20 protein-coding genes are annotated in these 19845 nt (G+C 42.5%); 8 read left to right on the forward strand and 12 right to left on the reverse strand.

Translation table 11 applies throughout. The annotated features are described in order from the left end of the window. Positions 1 to 345: 345 nt before the first annotated feature. The 4 genes from argH to K8U60_RS12010 form a co-directional block, all read right to left on the reverse strand. Positions 346 to 1719, reverse strand: a complete 1374-nt coding sequence (gene argH, locus K8U60_RS11995) for an argininosuccinate lyase (protein ID WP_223639282.1) — start codon at positions 1717 to 1719, stop codon at positions 346 to 348. Beyond that, positions 1716 to 2951 carry an argininosuccinate synthase gene (locus tag K8U60_RS12000; RefSeq protein ID WP_223639395.1) on the reverse strand — a complete coding sequence of 412 codons (1236 nt, stop codon included), beginning with the start codon at positions 2949 to 2951 and terminating at the stop codon, positions 1716 to 1718. Before K8U60_RS12000 ends, argH begins: the two co-directional genes overlap by 4 nt. Positions 2952 to 3084: 133 nt before the next feature. Then, positions 3085 to 3645 carry a DUF3221 domain-containing protein gene (locus K8U60_RS12005; protein WP_223639285.1) on the reverse strand — a complete coding sequence of 187 codons (561 nt, stop codon included), beginning with the start codon at positions 3643 to 3645 and terminating at the stop codon, positions 3085 to 3087. A 199-nt stretch (positions 3646 to 3844) separates the two neighbouring features. Continuing rightward, positions 3845 to 4792, reverse strand: coding sequence for an MBL fold metallo-hydrolase (locus tag K8U60_RS12010; protein ID WP_223639288.1), 948 nt, complete (start codon positions 4790 to 4792; stop codon positions 3845 to 3847). A gap of 373 nt (positions 4793 to 5165) precedes the next feature. Between K8U60_RS12010 and proC the strand changes: the two genes are divergently transcribed. Beyond that, complete coding sequence (gene proC / locus K8U60_RS12015) at positions 5166 to 5969, forward strand: pyrroline-5-carboxylate reductase (protein ID WP_223639291.1); 804 nt, start codon at positions 5166 to 5168, stop codon at positions 5967 to 5969. A 45-nt stretch (positions 5970 to 6014) separates the two neighbouring features. Then, positions 6015 to 7031: an NADPH dehydrogenase NamA gene (gene namA, locus K8U60_RS12020; protein ID WP_223639294.1), complete on the forward strand. Its 1017-nt coding sequence runs from the start codon at positions 6015 to 6017 to the stop codon at positions 7029 to 7031. A gap of 388 nt (positions 7032 to 7419) precedes the next feature. Here namA and rnz read toward each other — a convergent pair whose 3' ends face one another. Continuing rightward, positions 7420 to 8379, reverse strand: a complete 960-nt coding sequence (rnz, locus tag K8U60_RS12025) for a ribonuclease Z (protein ID WP_223639297.1) — start codon at positions 8377 to 8379, stop codon at positions 7420 to 7422. Between the two features lie 7 nt (positions 8380 to 8386). Beyond that, the gene (locus K8U60_RS12030; RefSeq protein WP_223639300.1) at positions 8387 to 9628 is read right to left on the reverse strand and encodes a DNA polymerase IV; all 1242 of its coding nucleotides are present in this window, start codon (positions 9626 to 9628) and stop codon (positions 8387 to 8389) included. Between the two features lie 297 nt (positions 9629 to 9925). Here K8U60_RS12030 and K8U60_RS12035 point away from each other — a divergent pair, with 297 nt between their 5' ends. The 5 genes from K8U60_RS12035 to K8U60_RS12055 all read left to right on the forward strand — a co-directional run bounded on the left by K8U60_RS12035 (position 9926) and on the right by K8U60_RS12055 (position 13111). Further along, on the forward strand, positions 9926 to 10144 hold the full coding sequence (locus tag K8U60_RS12035; protein ID WP_223639303.1) for a hypothetical protein: 219 nt from the start codon (positions 9926 to 9928) through the stop codon (positions 10142 to 10144). Between the two features lies 1 nt (position 10145). Then, positions 10146 to 10799 carry a hypothetical protein gene (locus K8U60_RS12040; RefSeq protein WP_223639306.1) on the forward strand — a complete coding sequence of 218 codons (654 nt, stop codon included), beginning with the start codon at positions 10146 to 10148 and terminating at the stop codon, positions 10797 to 10799. After that, a complete protein-coding gene (locus K8U60_RS12045) occupies positions 10796 to 12112 on the forward strand; it encodes an insertion element protein (RefSeq protein ID WP_223639309.1) in 1317 nt (438 codons plus the stop codon). Before K8U60_RS12040 ends, K8U60_RS12045 begins: the two co-directional genes overlap by 4 nt. 96 nt (positions 12113 to 12208) lie before the next feature. After that, a complete protein-coding gene (locus K8U60_RS19185; RefSeq protein ID WP_223639312.1) occupies positions 12209 to 12394 on the forward strand; it encodes a GIY-YIG nuclease family protein in 186 nt (61 codons plus the stop codon). Positions 12395 to 12487: 93 nt separating this feature from the next. Beyond that, a complete protein-coding gene (locus K8U60_RS12055) occupies positions 12488 to 13111 on the forward strand; it encodes a GntR family transcriptional regulator (RefSeq protein ID WP_223639315.1) in 624 nt (207 codons plus the stop codon). Between the two features lie 499 nt (positions 13112 to 13610). Here K8U60_RS12055 and K8U60_RS12060 read toward each other — a convergent pair whose 3' ends face one another. From K8U60_RS12060 to mce, 6 genes are all read right to left on the reverse strand, one after another. Further along, positions 13611 to 14321 carry a hypothetical protein gene (locus K8U60_RS12060; RefSeq protein WP_223639318.1) on the reverse strand — a complete coding sequence of 237 codons (711 nt, stop codon included), beginning with the start codon at positions 14319 to 14321 and terminating at the stop codon, positions 13611 to 13613. Positions 14322 to 14441: 120 nt separating this feature from the next. Further along, the gene (locus K8U60_RS12065; protein WP_223639321.1) at positions 14442 to 15146 is read right to left on the reverse strand and encodes a potassium channel family protein; all 705 of its coding nucleotides are present in this window, start codon (positions 15144 to 15146) and stop codon (positions 14442 to 14444) included. Positions 15147 to 15259: 113 nt separating this feature from the next. Then, positions 15260 to 16135, reverse strand: a complete 876-nt coding sequence (locus K8U60_RS12070; RefSeq protein WP_223639324.1) for a hypothetical protein — start codon at positions 16133 to 16135, stop codon at positions 15260 to 15262. Between the two features lie 219 nt (positions 16136 to 16354). Beyond that, positions 16355 to 17473: a M20/M25/M40 family metallo-hydrolase gene (locus tag K8U60_RS12075; protein ID WP_223639327.1), complete on the reverse strand. Its 1119-nt coding sequence runs from the start codon at positions 17471 to 17473 to the stop codon at positions 16355 to 16357. 20 nt (positions 17474 to 17493) lie between these two features. Continuing rightward, positions 17494 to 19035 (reverse strand): acyl-CoA carboxylase subunit beta, encoded by a 1542-nt coding sequence (locus K8U60_RS12080; RefSeq protein WP_223639330.1) that lies wholly within the window; start codon positions 19033 to 19035, stop codon positions 17494 to 17496. 14 nt (positions 19036 to 19049) lie between these two features. Continuing rightward, complete coding sequence (gene mce, locus K8U60_RS12085) at positions 19050 to 19448, reverse strand: methylmalonyl-CoA epimerase (RefSeq protein ID WP_223639333.1); 399 nt, start codon at positions 19446 to 19448, stop codon at positions 19050 to 19052. 168 nt (positions 19449 to 19616) lie between these two features. Here mce and prli42 point away from each other — a divergent pair, with 168 nt between their 5' ends. Then, positions 19617 to 19712: a stressosome-associated protein Prli42 gene (prli42, locus tag K8U60_RS12090; protein ID WP_223639336.1), complete on the forward strand. Its 96-nt coding sequence runs from the start codon at positions 19617 to 19619 to the stop codon at positions 19710 to 19712. Positions 19713 to 19845 lie beyond the last annotated feature (133 nt).

The raw sequence follows: 19845 nt of genomic DNA on the forward strand, positions 1-19845 counted from the left end.
CATCTTACCCCTTGCTGATTTAAGTTTTTGCCTTCTTGCTTTCCGCACTGCACGTATGAGTGTTAAAATACTAAATCTTTTTTTATCTTCTGGCGTGTCCGATTCATCTCAATTTATTTTAGCAAAACCTGCCAACTATTGGAAAGACAATAGTTCGATTTGTAAAATAAATCAGTCTTACGGCTGAAATCGCCATGAAGGGTAAATTCAGAATCACCGCAGCGGTCTCATTCTCAAAAAAAGACAAAAAAATAAAAACCAATTTTCCATAGGGGACTAGGAAAATTGGCTTTTATTGACCGAAAGCGGGTACCAACCGCCGACGGCTTTATAGAGATGGACTTTTTACCCGATGAGTTGCTTGGCAAGTCCCAATTGATGATGTACTTGTTCAAAACCTGTGCCGCCCAGTGAGTTTCTTCTCTCTACTGCCGTTCTCGGCATCAACGTATTGTAAATGTCTTCATCGATCAGTGGACTCGCTTCCTTTAAATCAGCGAGCGGTAAGTCTTTCAGGAAATAACCGCGTTGGATGCAGGTAAAAACCAGTTTTCCCGTCACATCATGAGCTTCGCGGAACGGCATGCCTTTGGCAGCCAGATAATCCGCTAATTCCGTCGCATTGGAGAAATCCGAATGTACGGCTTTTTCCATGGAATCCGTGCGAACATTCATGGTGCGGATCATACCTTCGAAGATCGGCAAGGAGCCCATCAATGTATGGACCGTATCGAACATCCCTTCCTTGTCTTCCTGCATATCCTTATTGTAGGCCAACGGAAGGCCTTTCAATGTCGTCAGCAAGCCGAATAGATTGCCATAGACACGTCCGGTCTTGCCACGGATCAATTCTGCCATATCCGGATTTTTTTTCTGCGGCATGATGCTTGAACCAGTTGAGAAGGTATCATCCAGTTCGATGAAACGGAACTCTTCGCTCGACCAAAGGATGATTTCTTCGGCAAAACGGGAAAGGTGCATCATCAACATGGACGAATTGCTGAGAAATTCAAGGATGAAATCACGGTCGCTGACAGCATCCAGGCTATTTTGATAGACAGCTGAAAAGCCTAACAGCTCAGCTGACATTTCACGGTCGATCGGGAAGGTCGTACCCGACATCGCTCCCGCTCCAAGCGGGGAGATATCGATGCGTTTTACCGATTCCGTCAATCGTTCCTTGTCGCGCTGCAGCATCCAGAAATACGTCATCAAATGATGGCCGAATGAAATGGGCTGGGCACGCTGCAGATGCGTATAGCCAGGAACAATCGTTTCCACATGCGATTCCGCCTGTGTGACGATGGCGTCCTGGAAAGCCGTGATGGCTTCGATGATCTCCTGGACACGGTTTTTCAGATACAGATGCATATCGGTCGCTACCTGGTCATTACGGCTTCTGGCTGTATGCAGTTTGCCGCCGACAGGACCGATTTCATCGATTAAATGCTTTTCCAAGTTTAAGTGGATGTCTTCATTCGATACACTGAACTTCAAATCGCCGTCTTGTGCTTTCTGTTTCAGCGTCGCAAGACCGGATAGGATCAGCTCCGCATCTTCTTCAGAAAGAATCTGGCAGGCCGCCAGCATTTTTACATGCGCTGAGCTGCCTTCCAGATCCTCCATCACCAATTTTTGATCGTAGGAAATTGAAGCACCGAATTCATCGACCCACTGTTCGGCCGATTTTTGAAAACGGCCGCCCCACAGTTTGGTCATGATTTCACCTTCTCTTTCAAGTCTTCTGGAACTGCAACTTCTTTCTTGTTGACCATTGAGTTGACGACTGTCGGAAGGCCCCATAATTCGATAAAGCCGACTGCAGATTCGTGGTTGAACGTATCATCCGTAGAATAAGTGGCCAATTGCTCGCTGTAAAGTGAGTTTGGTGACTTACGCCCTTCAATGATGGCATGTCCTTTAAACAGTTTTACACGTACGGTTCCATTGACGAAAGCCTGTGTTTCTTTCAGGAAAGCTTCCAGTGCTACACGCAATGGAGAGAACCAAAGACCTTCATAGATCAATTCTGTCAATTTCTTTTCGATGACCGGCTTGAAATGGGCCATTTCTTTAACCAATGTGATATCTTCCAATTCTTTATGCGCTGCAATCAACGTCATTGCCGCAGGAGCTTCATAGATTTCACGTGATTTGATGCCGACCAGTCTGTTTTCGATATGGTCAATTCTTCCCACACCGTGTTTGCCGGCGATTTCATTCAATTCAAGGATCAATTTAGAGAATGAGTACGAAACACCATTCAATTGAGTTGGAACACCATTGACGAACTCGATTTCAACAACATCCGGAGTATTCGGAGTATCTTCAAGCGCAGCCGTAATATCATACGCTTCTTCCGGCGGTGTAGCCCATGGATCTTCCAGAACGCCACACTCGTTTGCACGGCCCCATAAGTTTTGGTCGATGGAGAACGGGCTGTCCAAATTCACAGGAATTGGAATATTATGTTCTTTCGCATAAGCGATTTCCTCATCACGTGACCAAGCCCAAGCACGCACCGGCGCTACCACTTCTAGGTTCGGATTCAATGATTTGATGGAAACTTCAAAACGCACCTGGTCGTTGCCTTTTCCTGTGCAGCCGTGTGCTACAGCAGTAGAGTTGGTCGCTTCAGCGATTTCAACCAGTTTTTTCGAAATCAATGGACGAGACAAGGCGGATACCAATGGATATTTGCCTTCATATAAAGTATGCGCCTGCAGTGAAATCAATGCATATTCATCCGCAAATTCGTCTCTTGCATCGATCATATAACTTTCAACCGCTCCAACTTGAAGCGCTTTTTGTTTGATGAAGTCCAAATCCTTGCCTTCCCCGATATCCAGGCATACAGCAACGACGTCGTAGCCTTGTCCTTTCAGCCACGGAATGGCCACCGATGTATCTAATCCACCTGAGTATGCGAGTACAATCTTTTTATTCAATATGAAAACCTCCAATGTATTTTTATGCAATGTTTGAAATGAATATACAAACTATATCATGGATTTTTGCCGAGTGCAAGAGATACAACCATAATTTTTCATGAAAAAAAGCAGCTATAGCCGCTTTTCCTTTTCATCATTCGCTTTGTTCCCCGCCAATTGTATATTCATGAGTATCAAGGTCAATCCGAACTTCGGACATTTCCCCTGTTTCCATGTTGCTGAACAGGAAACCGATTTCGTTATCACGGATAATCGGCTGTCCCATCATGATCAACCTTGATAATTGCTCTTGATTGATGAATGCTTCAAGTGCCTCTGATTGTTTGACGGAATCCTCATCTGTCAGGATCGTGATGGTTTCCGCTTCTCCTTGCATCGGAAAAGATTCAGCAAGCGGCCCCTGGTAATCCATGCTGACTTTCATGCCTGTACGGATGTCGCGGACCACCCCGTCGGTCGTTTCTGCGCCGTCGCTGAATTGCACGTCGACATCTTCAGGAATGGTGAAGTAAATATTGTTGACCAGAATGTCTTCTCCACTGACTTGTGTGATGAATCCTTCTTCTGTCATGCTCTTCTGTTCGACCGCCATCTCGGTCTTATCCTCTTTCTCTGATTCAGCAGGTTCAGTTTCTTCATTAGAACACGCTGCAAGCAGCAGGATACCGGCTAAAAATAAACTCCATTTTTTCAAAACGACCCATTCCTTTTCCTGTAGATTCGTGATGTGTAAACATTGATGTTACAATTTTACCTGTTATAAAGAATAGTTGCAATTATCAGCCTTGAAGCTTGGATCGGAGCATCAAAAAGGCGTGTCCGCAGAAAGCGGCAACGCCTTTTTTCTTCTAGGTCTTCACTGGAAATGATCCTCTCTTTAAATGAAGCTTCTTTTACACCTTACTATAGTAGAAGATGCCTTCTTCACCCATTCGTTCAATGATTAGGCCATCCTCCAGCAGATAGTCGATTTGGCCGATTGTTTCCGACAAGGTCAGGCCCAGTTCCTTTTCGTAGGCATGAGCAAACAATTCTTTTGTCAGTTCATAAACTGTACATTCTTCTTCGCTGATTATGCCAAGTGCTTTCATGGCCCGCTGGTGCTGTTTGGCAAGCCGTGCTGTAATCAACTCATCGACATTGCGGACTTCTTCTCCATGTCCACTGTAGATCACGTCCACCGGCATTTTCAATAAACGGCCGAGTGAAGCATTGTATTGAAGCAGCGATTTCGGACGTCCCTGCGCCCGATCGAGCGGCGGCTCAATCAGTGGATTGGATGATACCGCGGCAATGACGTGGTCGCCACCGATCATTTCACGCGTTTCTTTATTCCAAAAAGACAAATGACTTTGTGCATGCCCCAGCGTTTCGAGAACTTCCCATTCGGGATGGCCTGGCAGCGTATCACCTTCATTGATGGACATGTCGAGAGGACGGCTGCCCATCAGGTTCAAGGGACGTTTCATCTTTTTGACCCAAAATTCCAAGTCTCCCGGTACTCCCTCTTCCTTTAACCGCTCCAAATAGAACGCATCGTGGTAATCGAAGAAATTCTGATCACGGCGCAGCCAGGGATCGTTATACGGATGTCCGTATAATCTTGCGTTTTCGAAGCCGTCCACCCAGCCAGCATGATCGGGATGATGGTGTGTCAACACAACCTGCTCTACATCTCCCGGTTCTGCACCAAACTCTTTGAGCCCTGCCTTGAGAGCCAGCCAAGCTTCAGGTGTTTTGGGACCTGCATCGATCAAAGTCAGCATATCGCCTTTGATTAAATAAGAGTTGACATCTCCAACAGCAAAAGGTGTCGGAATAATAATCTTATGTAAAGTCAATTCAGTCATCTCCTTTAAATGAATCACTATTCACCTATCATACATGGAAAACGGGATGCCGTCACTCCTTTAGGCCGTTTGACAAAAGTGGTGTCTATCCGCTATAATTCACTAACATATGTGAGCGAAGATAAAGATCAGTACACGAAGTGATGGTGTAAAGAGAGTGCAGCTTTAGCTGAAATGCGCACCCCCTCTCCTTGGTGGAACCTGCTTTTGAGCTGCCGTGAAAACACGGCCGTTTGTCCGCGTTATGGATATCGAGTAGTGCCTTTTCGGCAAACTTAGGTGGTACCGCGGAAACAAAGCGTTTTCGTCCTTGTAAAAACAGGGATGATTGCGCTTTTTATTTTGAGGAAAGAGAGTGAGTTATATGAAAATAGTCTGTGTAGGGGCCGGATCGATGGCCGAGTCCATGATCCATGGCTGGATCAATAAACGAATCATGAAGCCTGAAGAAATTTCAGTGATGAACCGATCGGATCAAGATCGATTGGAGTTTTTAAGTGATGAATACGGTGTCAATATCGTCTGCCAGGAAAAAACCGAGCTGAAAGACGCTAATTTTATCCTGCTGGCGATGAAACCGAAAGATGTCGAAGCTGCACTCAGCGGCATCAAAGACAAGCTGACTGGCAATACTGTAATCGTATCGGTCGCTGCGGGCGTATCGATTGATACCATCCAAAGGCATGTCGGGAATTTCCCGGTAGCCCGTGCGATGCCGAATACATCTGCAAAAATTGGCAAGTCGGCAACAGGCGTTGCCTGGAGCAAACATGTATCGAAGGAGCAACAACATGAACTGCGGAATCTCTTATCTTCAATCGGCAGTGTAACAGTTGTAGAAGAAGAACAATTGCATGCTGTTACCGGCGTTGCAGGAAGTGGTCCGGCTTATATCTATTATTTTGCAGAAGCGATGACAGAAGCCGCAATCGCCAATGGCCTGTCCAAAGCGGATGCCAAGAAATTGGTGCGCCAAACCTTCGCAGGTGCAGCAGAGATGTTGCAGCAGGAGGATTTTGCTGAATTGCGGATTAAAGTGACGAGCCCGAATGGCACTACCGCTGCCGGCCTTAACTCGTTGGAAAAAAATCACTTCAAGGAAATCATTGGAGAGTGTGTATCGGAAGCTTCCAAACGTTCGCAAGAGCTTGGAAAAGAATTCAAATAAGTTCTTCTGTATAATCTTTAGTTGTATATAGGAGGAGGAAGTCCAATGGCAAAGCTATTTGAACCTTATGTGATTAAAGGAACTACTTTTAAGAACCGCATCGTCATGGCACCAATGTGCATGTACCAAAGTGATCACGAAGACGGTAAAGTAACTGACTGGCATCGCATCCACTACCCGACCCGGGCAGTAGGCGGCGTCGGCCTCATCATCACTGAAGCGACAGCTGTTCAGCCTCAAGGCCGTATTTCAACAAGAGACCTCGGCATCTGGAATGACAGCCACATCGGTGGTCAAACGGAAATTGTCCGTCTGATGAAACAGAATGGCGCCAAAACCGGCATTCAGCTGGCCCATGCCGGAAGAAAAGCCACAATCGAAGGCGAGATTCAATCCTCGAGTGCCATCGCATTCGATGATAATTATAAAACCCCCAAAGAAATGACTTCGAAAGAGATTGAAGAAACTGTCGAGGCGTTTAAAAATGGTGCCCGGCGCGCCAAAAAAGCTGGATTCGATGTAATCGAAATTCATGCGGCGCATGGCTATTTGATCAACCAATTCCTTTCACCATTAACGAATCAGCGCAGCGATGAATACGGCGGCAGTTCCGAAAACCGGTATCGCTTTTTGAGCCAAATCATCGAGGCAGTAAATAAAGTTTGGGAAGGTCCGCTCTTTGTCAGAATCTCTGCACATGATTATAGTGAAGGCGGCATGACACCTGAACTTTATGTGGAAATGTGCCGGTGGATGAAACAGCAAGGCGTTGATTTGATCGATGTCAGCTCCGGTGCTGTCGTCCCTGCAAAGATCCCTGTATTCCCTGGGTATCAGGTGCCTTTTGCCGAAACCATCAAACATCAGACCCCGATAGCGACTGGCGCGGTCGGATTGATCACCAGCCCCTTACAGGCAGAGGAAATTCTCCAAAATGACCGTGCGGATTTGGTCTTCCTTGCCCGTGAATTGCTTCGGGATCCTTATTGGGCATATTCAGCAGCAAAAGAGCTTAAGGCTGATATAACGGCTCCAGCACCTTATAAACGCGGGTGGATATAAGGCGGTTGCAAAATGCTTCAGATTTAGTATACTAAAGGTAACGTAAAAAACCGAATGCGTGAGCATTCGGCCAGCTGTATGCCGCCGCGAGAGCGGTTGGCTGGAATACAGGCTTAAAAAATAACCGTCATTCCACGCCACATGGGACGGTTATTTTTTTTTGTTTACGACCAAAATCATGGAAACGACTAGTGTCAATGCGCTGATCGTTAACCCGATGCTCGTAAAAACGAGACCGAATGATTCTGCAATGGTCATGTCACCACCCCCTTTCCTGGGGAATGGCCAAACCGCCCTCATACAGCTGTACCTTTATTTTATCACAAAAGGAACATATGTTCTATTATTTCCATAAATAATTTTAACATTTACTAAAAAAAGCCATCTTTTAAGGATGGCTTACCTGTTTTTTCCTGATTTTTTTGTCGTGCTGCAACCATTCGAACTCCGAAAAATCATGCGCAATAAATCCGCGGGGGTGAATTCCCTTCATCTGCTTCAGCAGCAGCTTGTCGTCCTCCGGCAGAAAACGCGCACTGATATGATTCATGATCAACGTTTTGGCACCAGCTAGACGAGCTGTCTCCGCCGCTTCATAGACCGTAGAATGGCCATATTCTGCCGCCATTTTTTTAGCGGTTCCATCAAATGTCGCTTCGTGTACCAGTACATCTGCGCCGCGCCCTAATTCTATAGCCGCCTCACAAAAACGGGTGTCGCCTAAAATCGTGACGATGAATCCCGGCTCTTCGGGTTCTGTGACATCTTTGCTGCGGACCAATTGACCCGTTTCGTTTTCTACATCTTCCCCGTTCTTCAGCTTCGCAAGCAGCGGACCTTTCGGAACACCGAGCGCCAGCGCCTTATTGATCAGCAATTTTGGAGGCAACGGCTTTTGGATGATGCGGAAGCCATACGATGGAATCACATGATTCAGCAACCGCGTCTCGACTGTCATCGAATCGTCTTCAACCAATATTCCTTCTGTCAGTTCGTGATAGACGATCGAATACGTCAAATGGGTGCGGCTGAGCGATAAAGTCATTTCGATGTATTCTTCGATCCCTTTAGGACCGTAAATTTCGAGAGGCTCATCCCCTCCTTGAAATGAACGGGAGCCAAGAAGACCCGGCAAACCGAAAATATGGTCACCATGCATATGCGTAATGAAGATCTTTTCGATTTTCCGTGGTTTTACTGTCGTATGGAGGATCTGATGCTGCGTTGCTTCCCCGCAATCAAATAACCATACAGTCCCCCGCTCTTCGAGCAATTTCAATACCAGTGCCGATGTATTGCGTTGTTTCGACGGCATACCGGCACCGGTGCCAAGAAATAATAACTGCATGCTTTCCCTACTTTCTCTCGTGGTCATGATCGTCCAGAAAATCTTTGCTGAAGCTTGTTTTGGAATCGTAATTGGTTTTTTTAATTTTAGTCCCCCGTGATAAAACACTTTTGCCGAAACGCGTCTCCAGTTTGGCCATCAAATCAAGAATCGGTTCTTCTTTGGCATGTTCCTGGAAGTTGAAGATTGACAGTTGTTCCGTCATGTCACCTTTACCGGAAACATTCGAGATGGTCACACCGATCAGCCGAAGAGGCTCCCCGTTCCAATGCCGTATAAATAATTGCCAGGCATTCCGATGAATATCTTCCGCTTTCCAGACTGTATTGTTCAAGGTGACACTGCGGGTCCTGTTTTTCCAGTCAGAGCTGCGGGTCTGGATGCTGACTGTCGGACCCGCCAGTTCTTTCGCTTCCAACCGGTTGGCCACTTTTTCACTAAGCTGGCGAAATAAAACCTTCAATTGCTGCTCATCCGTTTCATCCACCGGCAGTGTGGTGGACGTACCCACACTCTTTGTGTCGTAGATGGAATCAGGATCCACTAGGCGGTCATCCATGCCATTGGCCCGCGCCTGCAGACGGACCCCATTTTTGCCCATTTTTTCCTTGATCAGGCCCTCGTTTGCTGTCGCCAAATCTCCGATGGTGTCAATTTTCAAGCTTTTCAGCCTGGCTGCCGTACTTTCGCCGATGCCGTGCATCTCGATCACCGGTTTCGGCCACAGCAAAGCCTGGATGTCACGTTTTCGTAGAACGGTTACGCCCATCGGTTTTTTCATATCGGAGGCTGTTTTTGCAAGGAATTTATTGGGGGCGATGCCAATCGAACAAGGAAGATCCAATTCAGCGAGCAGCCGCTGCTGGATTTCGTCTGCAATCTCGAGTGCATGCCGCTGTTCCATAAGTTCCGTAACATCTACATAGCCTTCATCAATCGATACCGGCTCCACTTGATCCGTGTAGGAACGCAAAATTTCAAACATCGCCTTCGAGGCTGCCCGGTAACGTTCGAAATTTGGAGGCAAGAGCAGGAGCTCGGGATATTTCCGCTTGGCTTCGTGCACCTGCATCGTCGTATAGATGCCGTGCGCCCGGGCTTCGTAGGAACAAGTGACGATGATGCCTTTGCGTTCCTTCGGATTTCCGGCTATGGCAATCGCTTTCCCTTTCAATTCGGGGTTATGCGATTGTTCGACAGAGGCATAAAAACTATTCATATCAATATGAAAAATAACTCGGCTCGCCATGACAATCGCTCTACTTTCTGTTTTCTTTCAGTGTATCAAAAAAAGAGAGAACATACATCCTAACGGGTTCCGTTTCCTATCGCAAAACATATAAAATGTATAACAATATGACTGACAAGTTGTAAGCTGATTTGTTGGTCTTTTTTTGTTGTTATATCAAGGTTTCCATTCAAATATCACCTTTTTTGTAATGTAATTGACACCCTAATTCGTTAGCTTACAATCAGTAGTGTAAGGCGACAAATTACCTAGCAAATTGCCATACACAAATTTACCAGTAAAAGGGAGATGAAACGAATGAAAATTGAACCAAAGTATCCGAATGCTGAACAGAAAGAATTCAAATTGTCTATGAAAGCACGTAAAATCTTAGAGCATTACTCAGATTACACAGGCTTGACGGAATCACAGGTATTGGAAGAAATTCTTCCCCATCTGTTGAATGACAACGACTTTATCACGCATATCGATAGCAAACGAAGCAACACACGCGTTAAGCGAGAGTTGGGATTATGAGATGGTTAAAATCAAACGTCTTGCAAATCTCACTGACTCTATCTGTTTTGTAGAACCGAACATCCCCTCCTCAGAACTCACACAACGGAATGTCGATTACCCCATCTTGTCAGACAAAAAAATGAAAACAAAATACGTCAAATTTGCATACAGACCTACTCATTTTACTTGGAAAGGCAAAACACACGAAATCCAAGTAAACTTTTGTTCCAATCCATTTTGTAAAAACCATATGAAGCCACAAAAGAAATATGGAATTGGCAAAAGCCAACGCTATTCCATCTCAGGTGCTACCAAAGAACGAAATGTTATCTGTAGCACAGATCCTACCGACCCGAACGGCATCCCAACTTTGAAATGCAATAGCAAAGCTTATTCCAATTGGTCATTAGCAACCGAAATCGAACGATTGATTAGAGTCAATGCGGTTGTGCCACTTGACCCAGCGTATGAATTTCATAAGGATGGCTGTATCAATCACGAAACCTATTTCACAGAACCAAAGACTTTTTACAAGCGTGGCAAAGCATCTTCAAACGCTCAGATTGTCCAGTGTAAGGCGTGTAAGAAATACACGAACATTCTCCGACCAAAGCTCAAACGACCTCCTATCATCAGAAGAGGAACGATATTCTGCCTATTTATGCAGATATGATTATTCATCACATTCCAGTCACAAGCACCTGTAAAGTCTTAAAAATTGGACGTTCAACATATTATGAAAAGCTGGAATGGTTATATCGCTGTTGTCTGGAATTTTTGGAAACCAGAGAAAAAGCATTTGAGAAAAAAGTGTTTCCAAGAATGTGGATCAACACCGATATGATGATGTATGTTCTTAACAACGTCCGAAAGAAGGGTCAGAAGATTAAATTCAAAAGAGGCAATGAAAAACAATTGCCAACACAAGTTGTTATCTCGACCTATATGAATTCAAGGTATGTATTCCGTGCCGATGTTGCTTATGACCGGGATATTACATTTGATCAGATTGAACTTGATACGCAGATTTACAAAGACGACCATTTAACTGATGAACTTCGGAAGAACGGGAAATTCACTCAACATACCCATTATCCGCAGCTACCAACACCGAATGACAATCAAGCTACTGCTGATTTTAGCCGTGAAATGGTTGAATTGACCAAAAGAAAAGAATACGTGGATGGTCTTCACGTGAGTCACACCTATACCGCAATGGCACAAATGTTTTTAATCAAACAAATGGTTAAAACACCTAAATGGAGATTTGTTAGTGACGATGATAAGATTTTAAAGGCAACCATCAGAAGAATTTTCGCAGAGGAAATGAAAAATGGACAGGCACACTATTTGGTGAACAACTTCGATAAAACATTATCCAGAGAAGATGCTTTCAAAGAGTTCATTGATTCAGCCAAGTATCTCCAAGAATGGGCTGAACTAAACGGCCACCAAAATGAATCCGCATATCAACAAGCAGTTGAATACTTGAGAGAGAAACTAATATCGCATAAATTCTACGAAAGCAAAGTGGCTCCAAACGGACAAATTTATAATGTTCATAAGCCCAACAAAATTGAACATCCAATTGCAATGGCGGACCGAGGATCAAGGTACATTAATGTTTTGACCGATACTTCTAATTTAAGTGAAGAACACTTGGCTAAATTGATTGTTAAAGCCAATGACAATTCGGTTAATACGTTTCTTCAAGAAATCAGAAGATCAATTTCAATCCTTGAAAGACCGTTGGTCACAAGCCGTGGAGATGGAAAAAGTTATATCTATTCAAACCTCAATCCGAAATATGCACAAATGAGCATTACGAATCTTCGAACCTATTACAACTTTTGCAAAACGTATCAAGTGGGTAAGGTTAAACGTGATTCGGACGGTAAAATCATTAAGAATGAAAAGACACCTGCACAGCGCTTAGGCATTTCCGACCGAGTTTATACTTGGGAAGACATTATTTATAAACGTTAAAACTTCGAGAGCTTAACCATTCCTTTGGTTAGGCTTTTATTTTTGGTGATTTTACTTATCAAAATATCAAAATTGGATATAACTATTTAAAGGGTGGTGAAGAGATTGGTAAGTAAACAATATATTTACTTGTTCAAAAATGCTCATAAAGAATTGTTGTACGTTGGAATAGCTGAGGATGTTCAAAGAAGAGTTAAGGAACACAAAAATGATAAAATTTGGTTCGAAGAAATTTTTTATATAGAACTTGCTGGTATTTTAGGAGATCGTTTTACGTGCTAAGTAATAGAAAGAGCTTTTATAGATAAGCTTCAACCTCTATATAATAATGCTCGATTACCTTTAAGAAGTTGGCAAATAGAGCCTAAAGACTTCTTGTTCGATTGTTTTGAAATAAAAAGTTTAAATAATGATGATATACAATCTCTGCAATCGTTAAATGCTGAAAATATAGTAGGCGAAACACAACTAGAAAGATTTAGAAAAGTAGTGCCGATGTCAGATTACCGAATGAAAAAATTTATCGTCATTCTTCAAAATAATGGTTATGTATTTAATGTGAAGTCTAACAATTATTATTCTTATCGACAAATAGATGGATTGGCATTAGAGATGATGAACAATCATTATAATAGATTAAAAAAAGAGAATAACTATACGACAACAGTTGAATTATATAAAAAAATCGCTGAAAAAACCAAGAATTCTTTAATCAGGAGCAAGTTTTGCGAAGAAGGAAGTTTCTGTACGCAAGGTTTTGGAAGACTTTATAGGGTAGACGAAATAGCCTATATACTCGGAGTATCGAATAAAAGTGTTCGGAAATATGCAGACACACTAGAAGGTGAAGGTTATCAATTCAGTCAAAATGGCTCTGGCAAAAGAGAACTTTTCAAAAAGGATTTATTGATAATGAAAAAGTTAATCAGTATTATGGAGAATACAGGCAAATATACCAGAGAAGTTGCAAGAATGATAGTGAATGAAAACGTTACTTAATTGTAGCGTTTTTTGACATAAAAAAATCACTTCCAGTCTATCGGAAATGAGGCATCTGCCGTTCATATATAATTTAACACAGTGGATATAATTTTCGATATCTTTATCCCTGTTTAACTTGAACATTCCTTTCCATTAACCAGTCTGCCCAATCTTCGGGTTGATAGTGGTAGACGAAAGATTCATCCGTTTCTAAGACTCTGTTAATTGCAGATTCATTAAATATGCGTTCAGCATCTTCTTTCGATAGCTTATGTTCATCTATTAATGCTTCGATGATCCAACCTATGAATTCTTAGTGTTCGTTCATTTTGGATACCTCCTTTTGATTAGTGTATACCCATATTTTCTTATTGCAATATTTCATAAAACAAAAAAGCACTCAAATTAATGAGTGCCCAAAAAACCTGCATTGCTGTTTTTGTTGTGGCCTTCGCCCGTATTTCTATTTAGATATTACCTCGTTTTAATTGAAAGTCAACAAAATAAATTAATTTTTTTAAAATTCATTTAATTCGTTAAAAAATCTCGGAAAATTTAACTGGAAGACTTTTGTTCGGATTTCATTAAAAATTTTAGAGTCTAATTCAAGATTTCTAATAAAACCATCTTTAATTATTCTTTCTATCGACACCGTTTTTGTATTATCTAATACATATACCGCTTCTTTTTTAACACCATTATTATCTATGTATTCATATAGATAATAAGAGCTTCTTTCTTTATTGTTCTTAATATCTTTTTTTGCCTGTGCCACAAATTCTTTTGTAGAAGTAGCTGGAAAAACGAATACGCGACCGCTATTTACTATTTCTAAAATTAAAGCTGGATGAATAAAAGAAACTTCTCCTACAGGTGTGAATAAGAAGTTCATTAAATAAACATCTCCGACTTTGAACTGTACAGCATTTGTTTTTCTTTTTGCAAAAATTAATTTATCAATATTTTCTTCCGTCATTCCTTTTTCTCTCATTTTCAAGGTGTTTTTTCGTTCTTTATCGTGTTCTTTTTCTTTCTTCCACATATTTAGTTGATAAGAATAAAAAGACTCAATTGTTCTTGCAAGAGTTTTTGAACCGAAATGTATCATATCATTTTTTAAGTTTAGGGTCACATCATCAAAAAGAGAATGTAGTCTTTCTTTTTCATCTTTTGTTAAATTAACTGTATTTTTTAACTTTCTTAAATCATTTGTATTTATTTTTTTCATAAAAACCTCCCTTCTGAAAAAGATAATTGTTTAACAATTTTGACTAATAATAATGAACAGGATTGAGAAAGCCAGAAAAAGAACAAGAAAAAACGCCACCCGAAGGTAGCGTTAGTAAATCTACGATTCTTTTTCTTTTCTCTTGCTATACATATTTATTATTTCTATATCTTCTTTAGTTAATGATTCAATTTCTTCAATCGACTTTAGTATTTCTAAAAATTGTTTATCGTGGGTTATCTTTTCTTCTCTATTGAAAAAGCTTGTAATCGCAGAAGTTAATGTACCGATGATTCCAATTCCGACTAACATAAGTACTACCGCAAGTATCCGACCAATAGGTGTTTCTGGAGAAATATCGCCATAACCGACCGTTGTTGTTGTAACAACAGCCCACCACAGAGCGTCTGCAAAAGTATTTATAGAAGGTTCAAGAAGCACGATTGGAATAGGAATGATAAAGAGAAGAACCAGAGCAACAATTAACAATTTGTCCAAGCCGTTTGTTCTTAATAATTTATAGACGGGAGTTAAATAGCGTGAGCCTATACCAATTAAGCGGATCACGCGGAACAACCGAATAATACGTGCTGCTCTAAAAATAGAATCGAACGGGATGATAGCAATCAGTTCTAATGGATGTTTCTTTATGTAATCCCATTTTTTTTCGGAGTTTATTAGACGAACTGCGTAATCAATCACAAAGACTATCCAAATGATTCGGTCGTAGATAAGAAATTGCGTATTGTTAGAGAAGGCAAAAAACAGAGAAATAATAACAAGGACAAACATAAGGATTTCGTATATAATATTAATTTTTTTCATCGTATCAACCACCTATGTATAAAAGTTTAACAATTTTAAACAATAATAGCTAAACAATTAAAAAACGTTAGAAAAATGTAAATAAAAAAACACCACCCGAAGGCAGCGCGTGATTATTCTTTATTTTCATTTAATAAGTCCTTAATAAATTGCAAAGAAGAAATGACATTAAATAACCGAAGTGCATCTACCTTTTGCCAATGTTTCGGTTCATCTCTGCCGTGCAACACTCTATGTCGATTTACAAGGTCGTTTCTATCTTTAGCGAAACTAAGAGAACCGAACAACCCATCTGTCATACTATGCACAACAGAATATAATGAAATTTGCTTCAACTTTGATTCTTCATTCTCTGCTTGGGTTACCATCATTTTAATTATCGGACCGCTTCCTAATGGTGAATCGAACACAAATGACATTTCACCCTCAATGATTGTAAAGAGCGTTGGGATCACTAATTTATATTTATCGTCTTCGAAACTATCAAAGCAATCTTGGATTAAATCGTGCCATCTTGGTTCTATATTTTCGATTATTTGATTTTTCGTATAGCCAAAGTTCTTCCAATCGTTCTTTGAGTAGTATTCGTAAAAATAATCGTCTTTTTCTTTCTGAGAAGTCCCGATCATATCATCTTCCAGATAATCACCTAAACTCATTTCGCCAGTTAACGTCCAACCGAATTTAGAGTTATCATTCGTGATTTCTTCAATTCTTTCATAGTCTATCTCAGGAATTTCAATCTTCGGAAAAGATATGTCGGGAATTTTGAAAGTAGTAATTTGGTTAAGTTGTGCAGCTAAACGTGGGTAATCAATTATAGGTGGTTGGAAAACAGAAAAATCGATGCTAGGCAGGTTAAAGCTAGAAATTTCGATTTTCGGTGCTGGAACACGGATAGGTTCGGTGACTAAAGCAATTAATCTTTTTCTATCGGCATCTATTTCGGCGATTTTTTTAGCAAACTCGTTTCTTTCTTCGAATTTCAAACAACCACTCCTTAGGAATTTTATTAGTTCCAGTATAACCCCAAAAATGAAAAAACACCTCATCCACAGAAGTTCTGAATTACCAGAATTTCTCACAGATTGAGGTGTTATTTGTTATACATTTTTACTTACAATTCGTACCGCATTTTTAACTTTTGCGATAGGAGACGGAACCCGTTACATACATCCTGTTCTCTCTTTTTTGAGATGCTTCCCTATTCAGTTTCGAGTTGATTCTTTGACAATTTCAACCAGCAATTCGGTCAACTTTTCCAGTTCCTCGATCGGCATGCGTTCATTTTTCGTATGGATTTCTTCATATCCGACACAAAGATTGACAGTCGGAATGCCAAATCCATTGAAGATATTGGCATCACTGCCGCCACCGCTTGTCAGAATCGGTGAAGGACGGCCGATTTTGGCAGCAGCCTTTTGTGCGATTTCCACGACGGGATCCATATCATCAAAATGGAAGCCTGGGTACATCAACTTGACTTCTGTTTCAGCACGTCCTCCCAGGCTTTCTGCAATCTGTTCAAAAACAGACTCCATATGAGTCGTTTGTGCCGCTAGTTTGTCTTCGCTGATCGAACGCGCTTCCGACAAAATATTGACTTCGTCACACACGATGTTGGTGGCTCCTCCACCTTCAAAATGTCCGATATTGGCCGTAGTTTCTTCATCGATGCGGCCAAGCGTCATTTTAGCGATGGCTTTTGCAGCGATAGTGATGGCAGAAATGCCTTTTTCTGGCGCTACACCTGCATGCGCGGTTTTCCCATGGATGGTAGTCCATAATTTCGCCTGGTTCGGAGCGGCAGTTACGATTCCGCCCACTTTGCCGTCGCTGTCTACCGCATAGCCGTACTTCGCGATCAACAGGGAGGAATCCAGTTCCTTGGCTCCGACCAATCCACTTTCTTCTCCAGCAGTAATCACCAATTGAATATCCCCATGGTCGATTTGCTGCTCTTGAAGCACCCGGATCATTTCGAACAAAGCGGCAATTCCCGCTTTGTCGTCAGCACCGAGAATCGTCGTACCATCTGAATAGACATAGCCATCACGGATTTCAGGCTTGACGCCGACTCCCGGAGTGACGGTATCCATGTGGACAGTGAAATAAATGGCAGGAATTTCGCTCAGGCTGCCACGCAGCGTCGCGATGATATTGCCCGCTCCGTGCCCTGTAACTGCAGCCGACTCATCAATCACGACATGGAAACCCATCGCTTCCAATTTGGTCTGTAAAGCAGCGGCGATTTCGCCTTCATTTTTGGTCTCGGAATCGATTTGCAGCAATTCCAGAAATTCGTTCATCAGTCTTTCGTTATTCATTTAAAGCACCTCTTCTATACTTAAAGCGGCATATTGCCGTGTTTTTTTGCAGGCCGTGTATCTTTTTTGTTGCGCATCATTTCCAATGCCTGAATCAGTTTGATGCGGGTTTCGCGCGGATCGATGACGTCATCGACCATGCCGCGGGCTGCAGCCACATAAGGGTTAGCGAATTTCACGCGGTATTCCTCTATTTTAGCTGCCCGTGTTTCTTCCGGATTATCGCTTGCAGCGATTTCGCGGGCGAAAATGATATTGGCTGCTCCATTTGGTCCCATTACCGCAATTTCCGCATTTGGCCATGAATACACCAGATCAGCACCGATGGATTTGGAGTTCAATGCCACATAGGCACCACCGTAAGCTTTTCTTAAAATGACAGTCATTTTAGGCACAGTTGCTTCCGAATAAGCATATAAGATTTTTGCTCCGTGACGGATGATGCCGCCGTGCTCTTGCTTGATGCCTGGGAAGAAGCCGGTAACATCCTCAAAAGTGATCAATGGAATATTGAATGAATCACAGAAGCGGATAAAACGCGCAGCCTTATCGGAAGAATCAATGTCAAGTCCGCCTGCCATCACTTTCGGCTGGTTGCAGACAAGGCCCACTGTTTCGCCTTTGATGCGGCCGAGTCCGACAACGATATTGCGGGCGAATTCCGGCTGCACTTCCATAAAACTGTCTTGATCGACTACTTGCTCAACCACTTTCCGTACATCATAAGGACGGATCGCTTCATAAGGTACGACATCCGCCAAATCAGGGCGGTAATCGTCTTCTCCTCCATTTTCCAGGCGCGGCGGCATTTCCTGGTTGTTCTGTGGCAGGTAGCTGATCAGCTGGCGCACCATTTCAAGCACTTTTTGTTCTGAATCACCACGGAAATGGGCGTTTCCACTGATTGCTGTATGTACTCTTGATCCCCCAAGATCTTCGGAGGAAATCTTTTCACCTGTTACTGTTTCAATAACCTTGGGTCCCGTAATGAACATTTGGCTCGTCTTGTCGACCATGAAAACAAAATCAGTAATGGCCGGCGAATAAACCGCGCCGCCTGCAGAAGGTCCCATGATGACGGAAATCTGCGGAATTACGCCTGAATAAATGGAGTTCCGGTAAAAAATCTGGCCGTAACCATCTAGCGATAAAACGCCTTCCTGGATACGGGCACCGCCTGAATCATTCAATCCGATGAATGGGGCACCATTACGTGCCGCCAAATCCATGACATTGGCAATTTTTTTGGCATGCATCTCACCTAAAGCTCCACCGAAAACCGTAAAATCCTGTGAAAACAAGTAAATAGGGCGGCCGTTCACTTTTCCGTATCCTGTGACAACGCCTTCGCCAGGACCTTTGGCCATGCCGAAATCTGTGGTGCGGTGTTCAACAAATGGGCTCAGTTCAACAAATGTCCCTTCATCAAGCAATAAATCAATTCGTTCACGTGCGGTCAATTTCCCTTTTTCATGCTGCTTGGCGATACGTTCTTCGCCACCGCCAAGTTCAATTTCGCGCTTGCGGTCATACAATTCATTTATTCTTTCGTAAATATCCATTTTCCCACTCCCAATCACTCTTTTTCACAAAGTTCGTATAATACTCCGTTCGATGATTTTGGATGCAAGAATGCAACCATGGCTCCGCCTGCTCCAGGATTCGGCTTATCGCTCAACAAACGCACCCCATTTTCACGCAGTTCTGCCATTCGTTGTTCGATGTCGACAACTCCAAATGCGATATGATGGATGCCTTCGCCTTTTTTCTCCAAAAATTTAAAAATCGCACCGTGCTCATCCATTGGTTCCAGCAATTCCAGTTTGACATTGCCGGCATCGATGAATGCAACTCTCACTTTCTGAGATTCCACTTCCTCGATTTTCAGCAGCGGGAGTCCAAGTGTGTCTGTGTAGTAAGGAAGGACGGCATTCAGATCCTTCACAGCGATTCCGATATGATCTACTTTTTTCATCCTATTTTCACTTCCTTTTTTGACTTCTCTCTTATTGTACAGATTCAGCATCAAAAACTCTAGGCTGTTAGCGAATATTGTGAATTCAATAGGCGCCCCTCTTCAACTTGGAGCAGAAATATGTTATGATTTACAAAATGATTTGATTGATAAAGGAGTTTTCCATTAATGAGAAACGCAGCTTTCCGCAAGTTTATCGTCTATACCATGATCGGCATCATGGTGCTGTCAAGTTTACTGATGGGCTTAAGCTTTGTAATTTAAATACCAAAAGACAGCAGGAGCCTTAGTGCTCCTGCTGTCTTTTTTAGTTTGAGAAAGTTTTAGTACCTGCGAATGCTAGATAGGGCGCTTCGGCTTTTCTCATTGTCCAGCTCCTGCACCCAGATTCTAGGGT

Source organism: Planococcus circulans, assembly GCF_020023385.1.
Classification (GTDB): Bacteria; Bacillota; Bacilli; order Bacillales_A; family Planococcaceae; genus Planococcus.

Bases quoted from the DNA above. Each gene is read 5' to 3' on its own strand.
- argH (WP_223639282.1), bottom strand. From the start codon at position 1,719: ATGACCAAACTGTGGGGCGGCCGTTTTCAAAAATCGGCCGAACAGTGG.
- K8U60_RS12040 (WP_223639306.1), top strand. From the start codon at position 10,146: ATGGTTAAAATCAAACGTCTTGCAAATCTCACTGACTCTATCTGTTTT.
- K8U60_RS12060 (WP_223639318.1), bottom strand. From the start codon at position 14,321: ATGAAAAAAATAAATACAAATGATTTAAGAAAGTTAAAAAATACAGTT.
- mce (WP_223639333.1), bottom strand. From the start codon at position 19,448: ATGAAAAAAGTAGATCATATCGGAATCGCTGTGAAGGATCTGAATGCC.
- namA (WP_223639294.1), top strand. From the start codon at position 6,015: ATGGCAAAGCTATTTGAACCTTATGTGATTAAAGGAACTACTTTTAAG.
- K8U60_RS12035 (WP_223639303.1), top strand. From the start codon at position 9,926: ATGAAAATTGAACCAAAGTATCCGAATGCTGAACAGAAAGAATTCAAA.
- K8U60_RS12075 (WP_223639327.1), bottom strand. From the start codon at position 17,473: ATGAATAACGAAAGACTGATGAACGAATTTCTGGAATTGCTGCAAATC.
- K8U60_RS12065 (WP_223639321.1), bottom strand. From the start codon at position 15,146: ATGAAAAAAATTAATATTATATACGAAATCCTTATGTTTGTCCTTGTT.
- rnz (WP_223639297.1), bottom strand. From the start codon at position 8,379: ATGCAGTTATTATTTCTTGGCACCGGTGCCGGTATGCCGTCGAAACAA.
- proC (WP_223639291.1), top strand. From the start codon at position 5,166: ATGAAAATAGTCTGTGTAGGGGCCGGATCGATGGCCGAGTCCATGATC.
- K8U60_RS12080 (WP_223639330.1), bottom strand. From the start codon at position 19,035: ATGGATATTTACGAAAGAATAAATGAATTGTATGACCGCAAGCGCGAA.
- prli42 (WP_223639336.1), top strand. From the start codon at position 19,617: ATGAGAAACGCAGCTTTCCGCAAGTTTATCGTCTATACCATGATCGGC.
- K8U60_RS12045 (WP_223639309.1), top strand. From the start codon at position 10,796: ATGATTATTCATCACATTCCAGTCACAAGCACCTGTAAAGTCTTAAAA.
- K8U60_RS12030 (WP_223639300.1), bottom strand. From the start codon at position 9,628: ATGGCGAGCCGAGTTATTTTTCATATTGATATGAATAGTTTTTATGCC.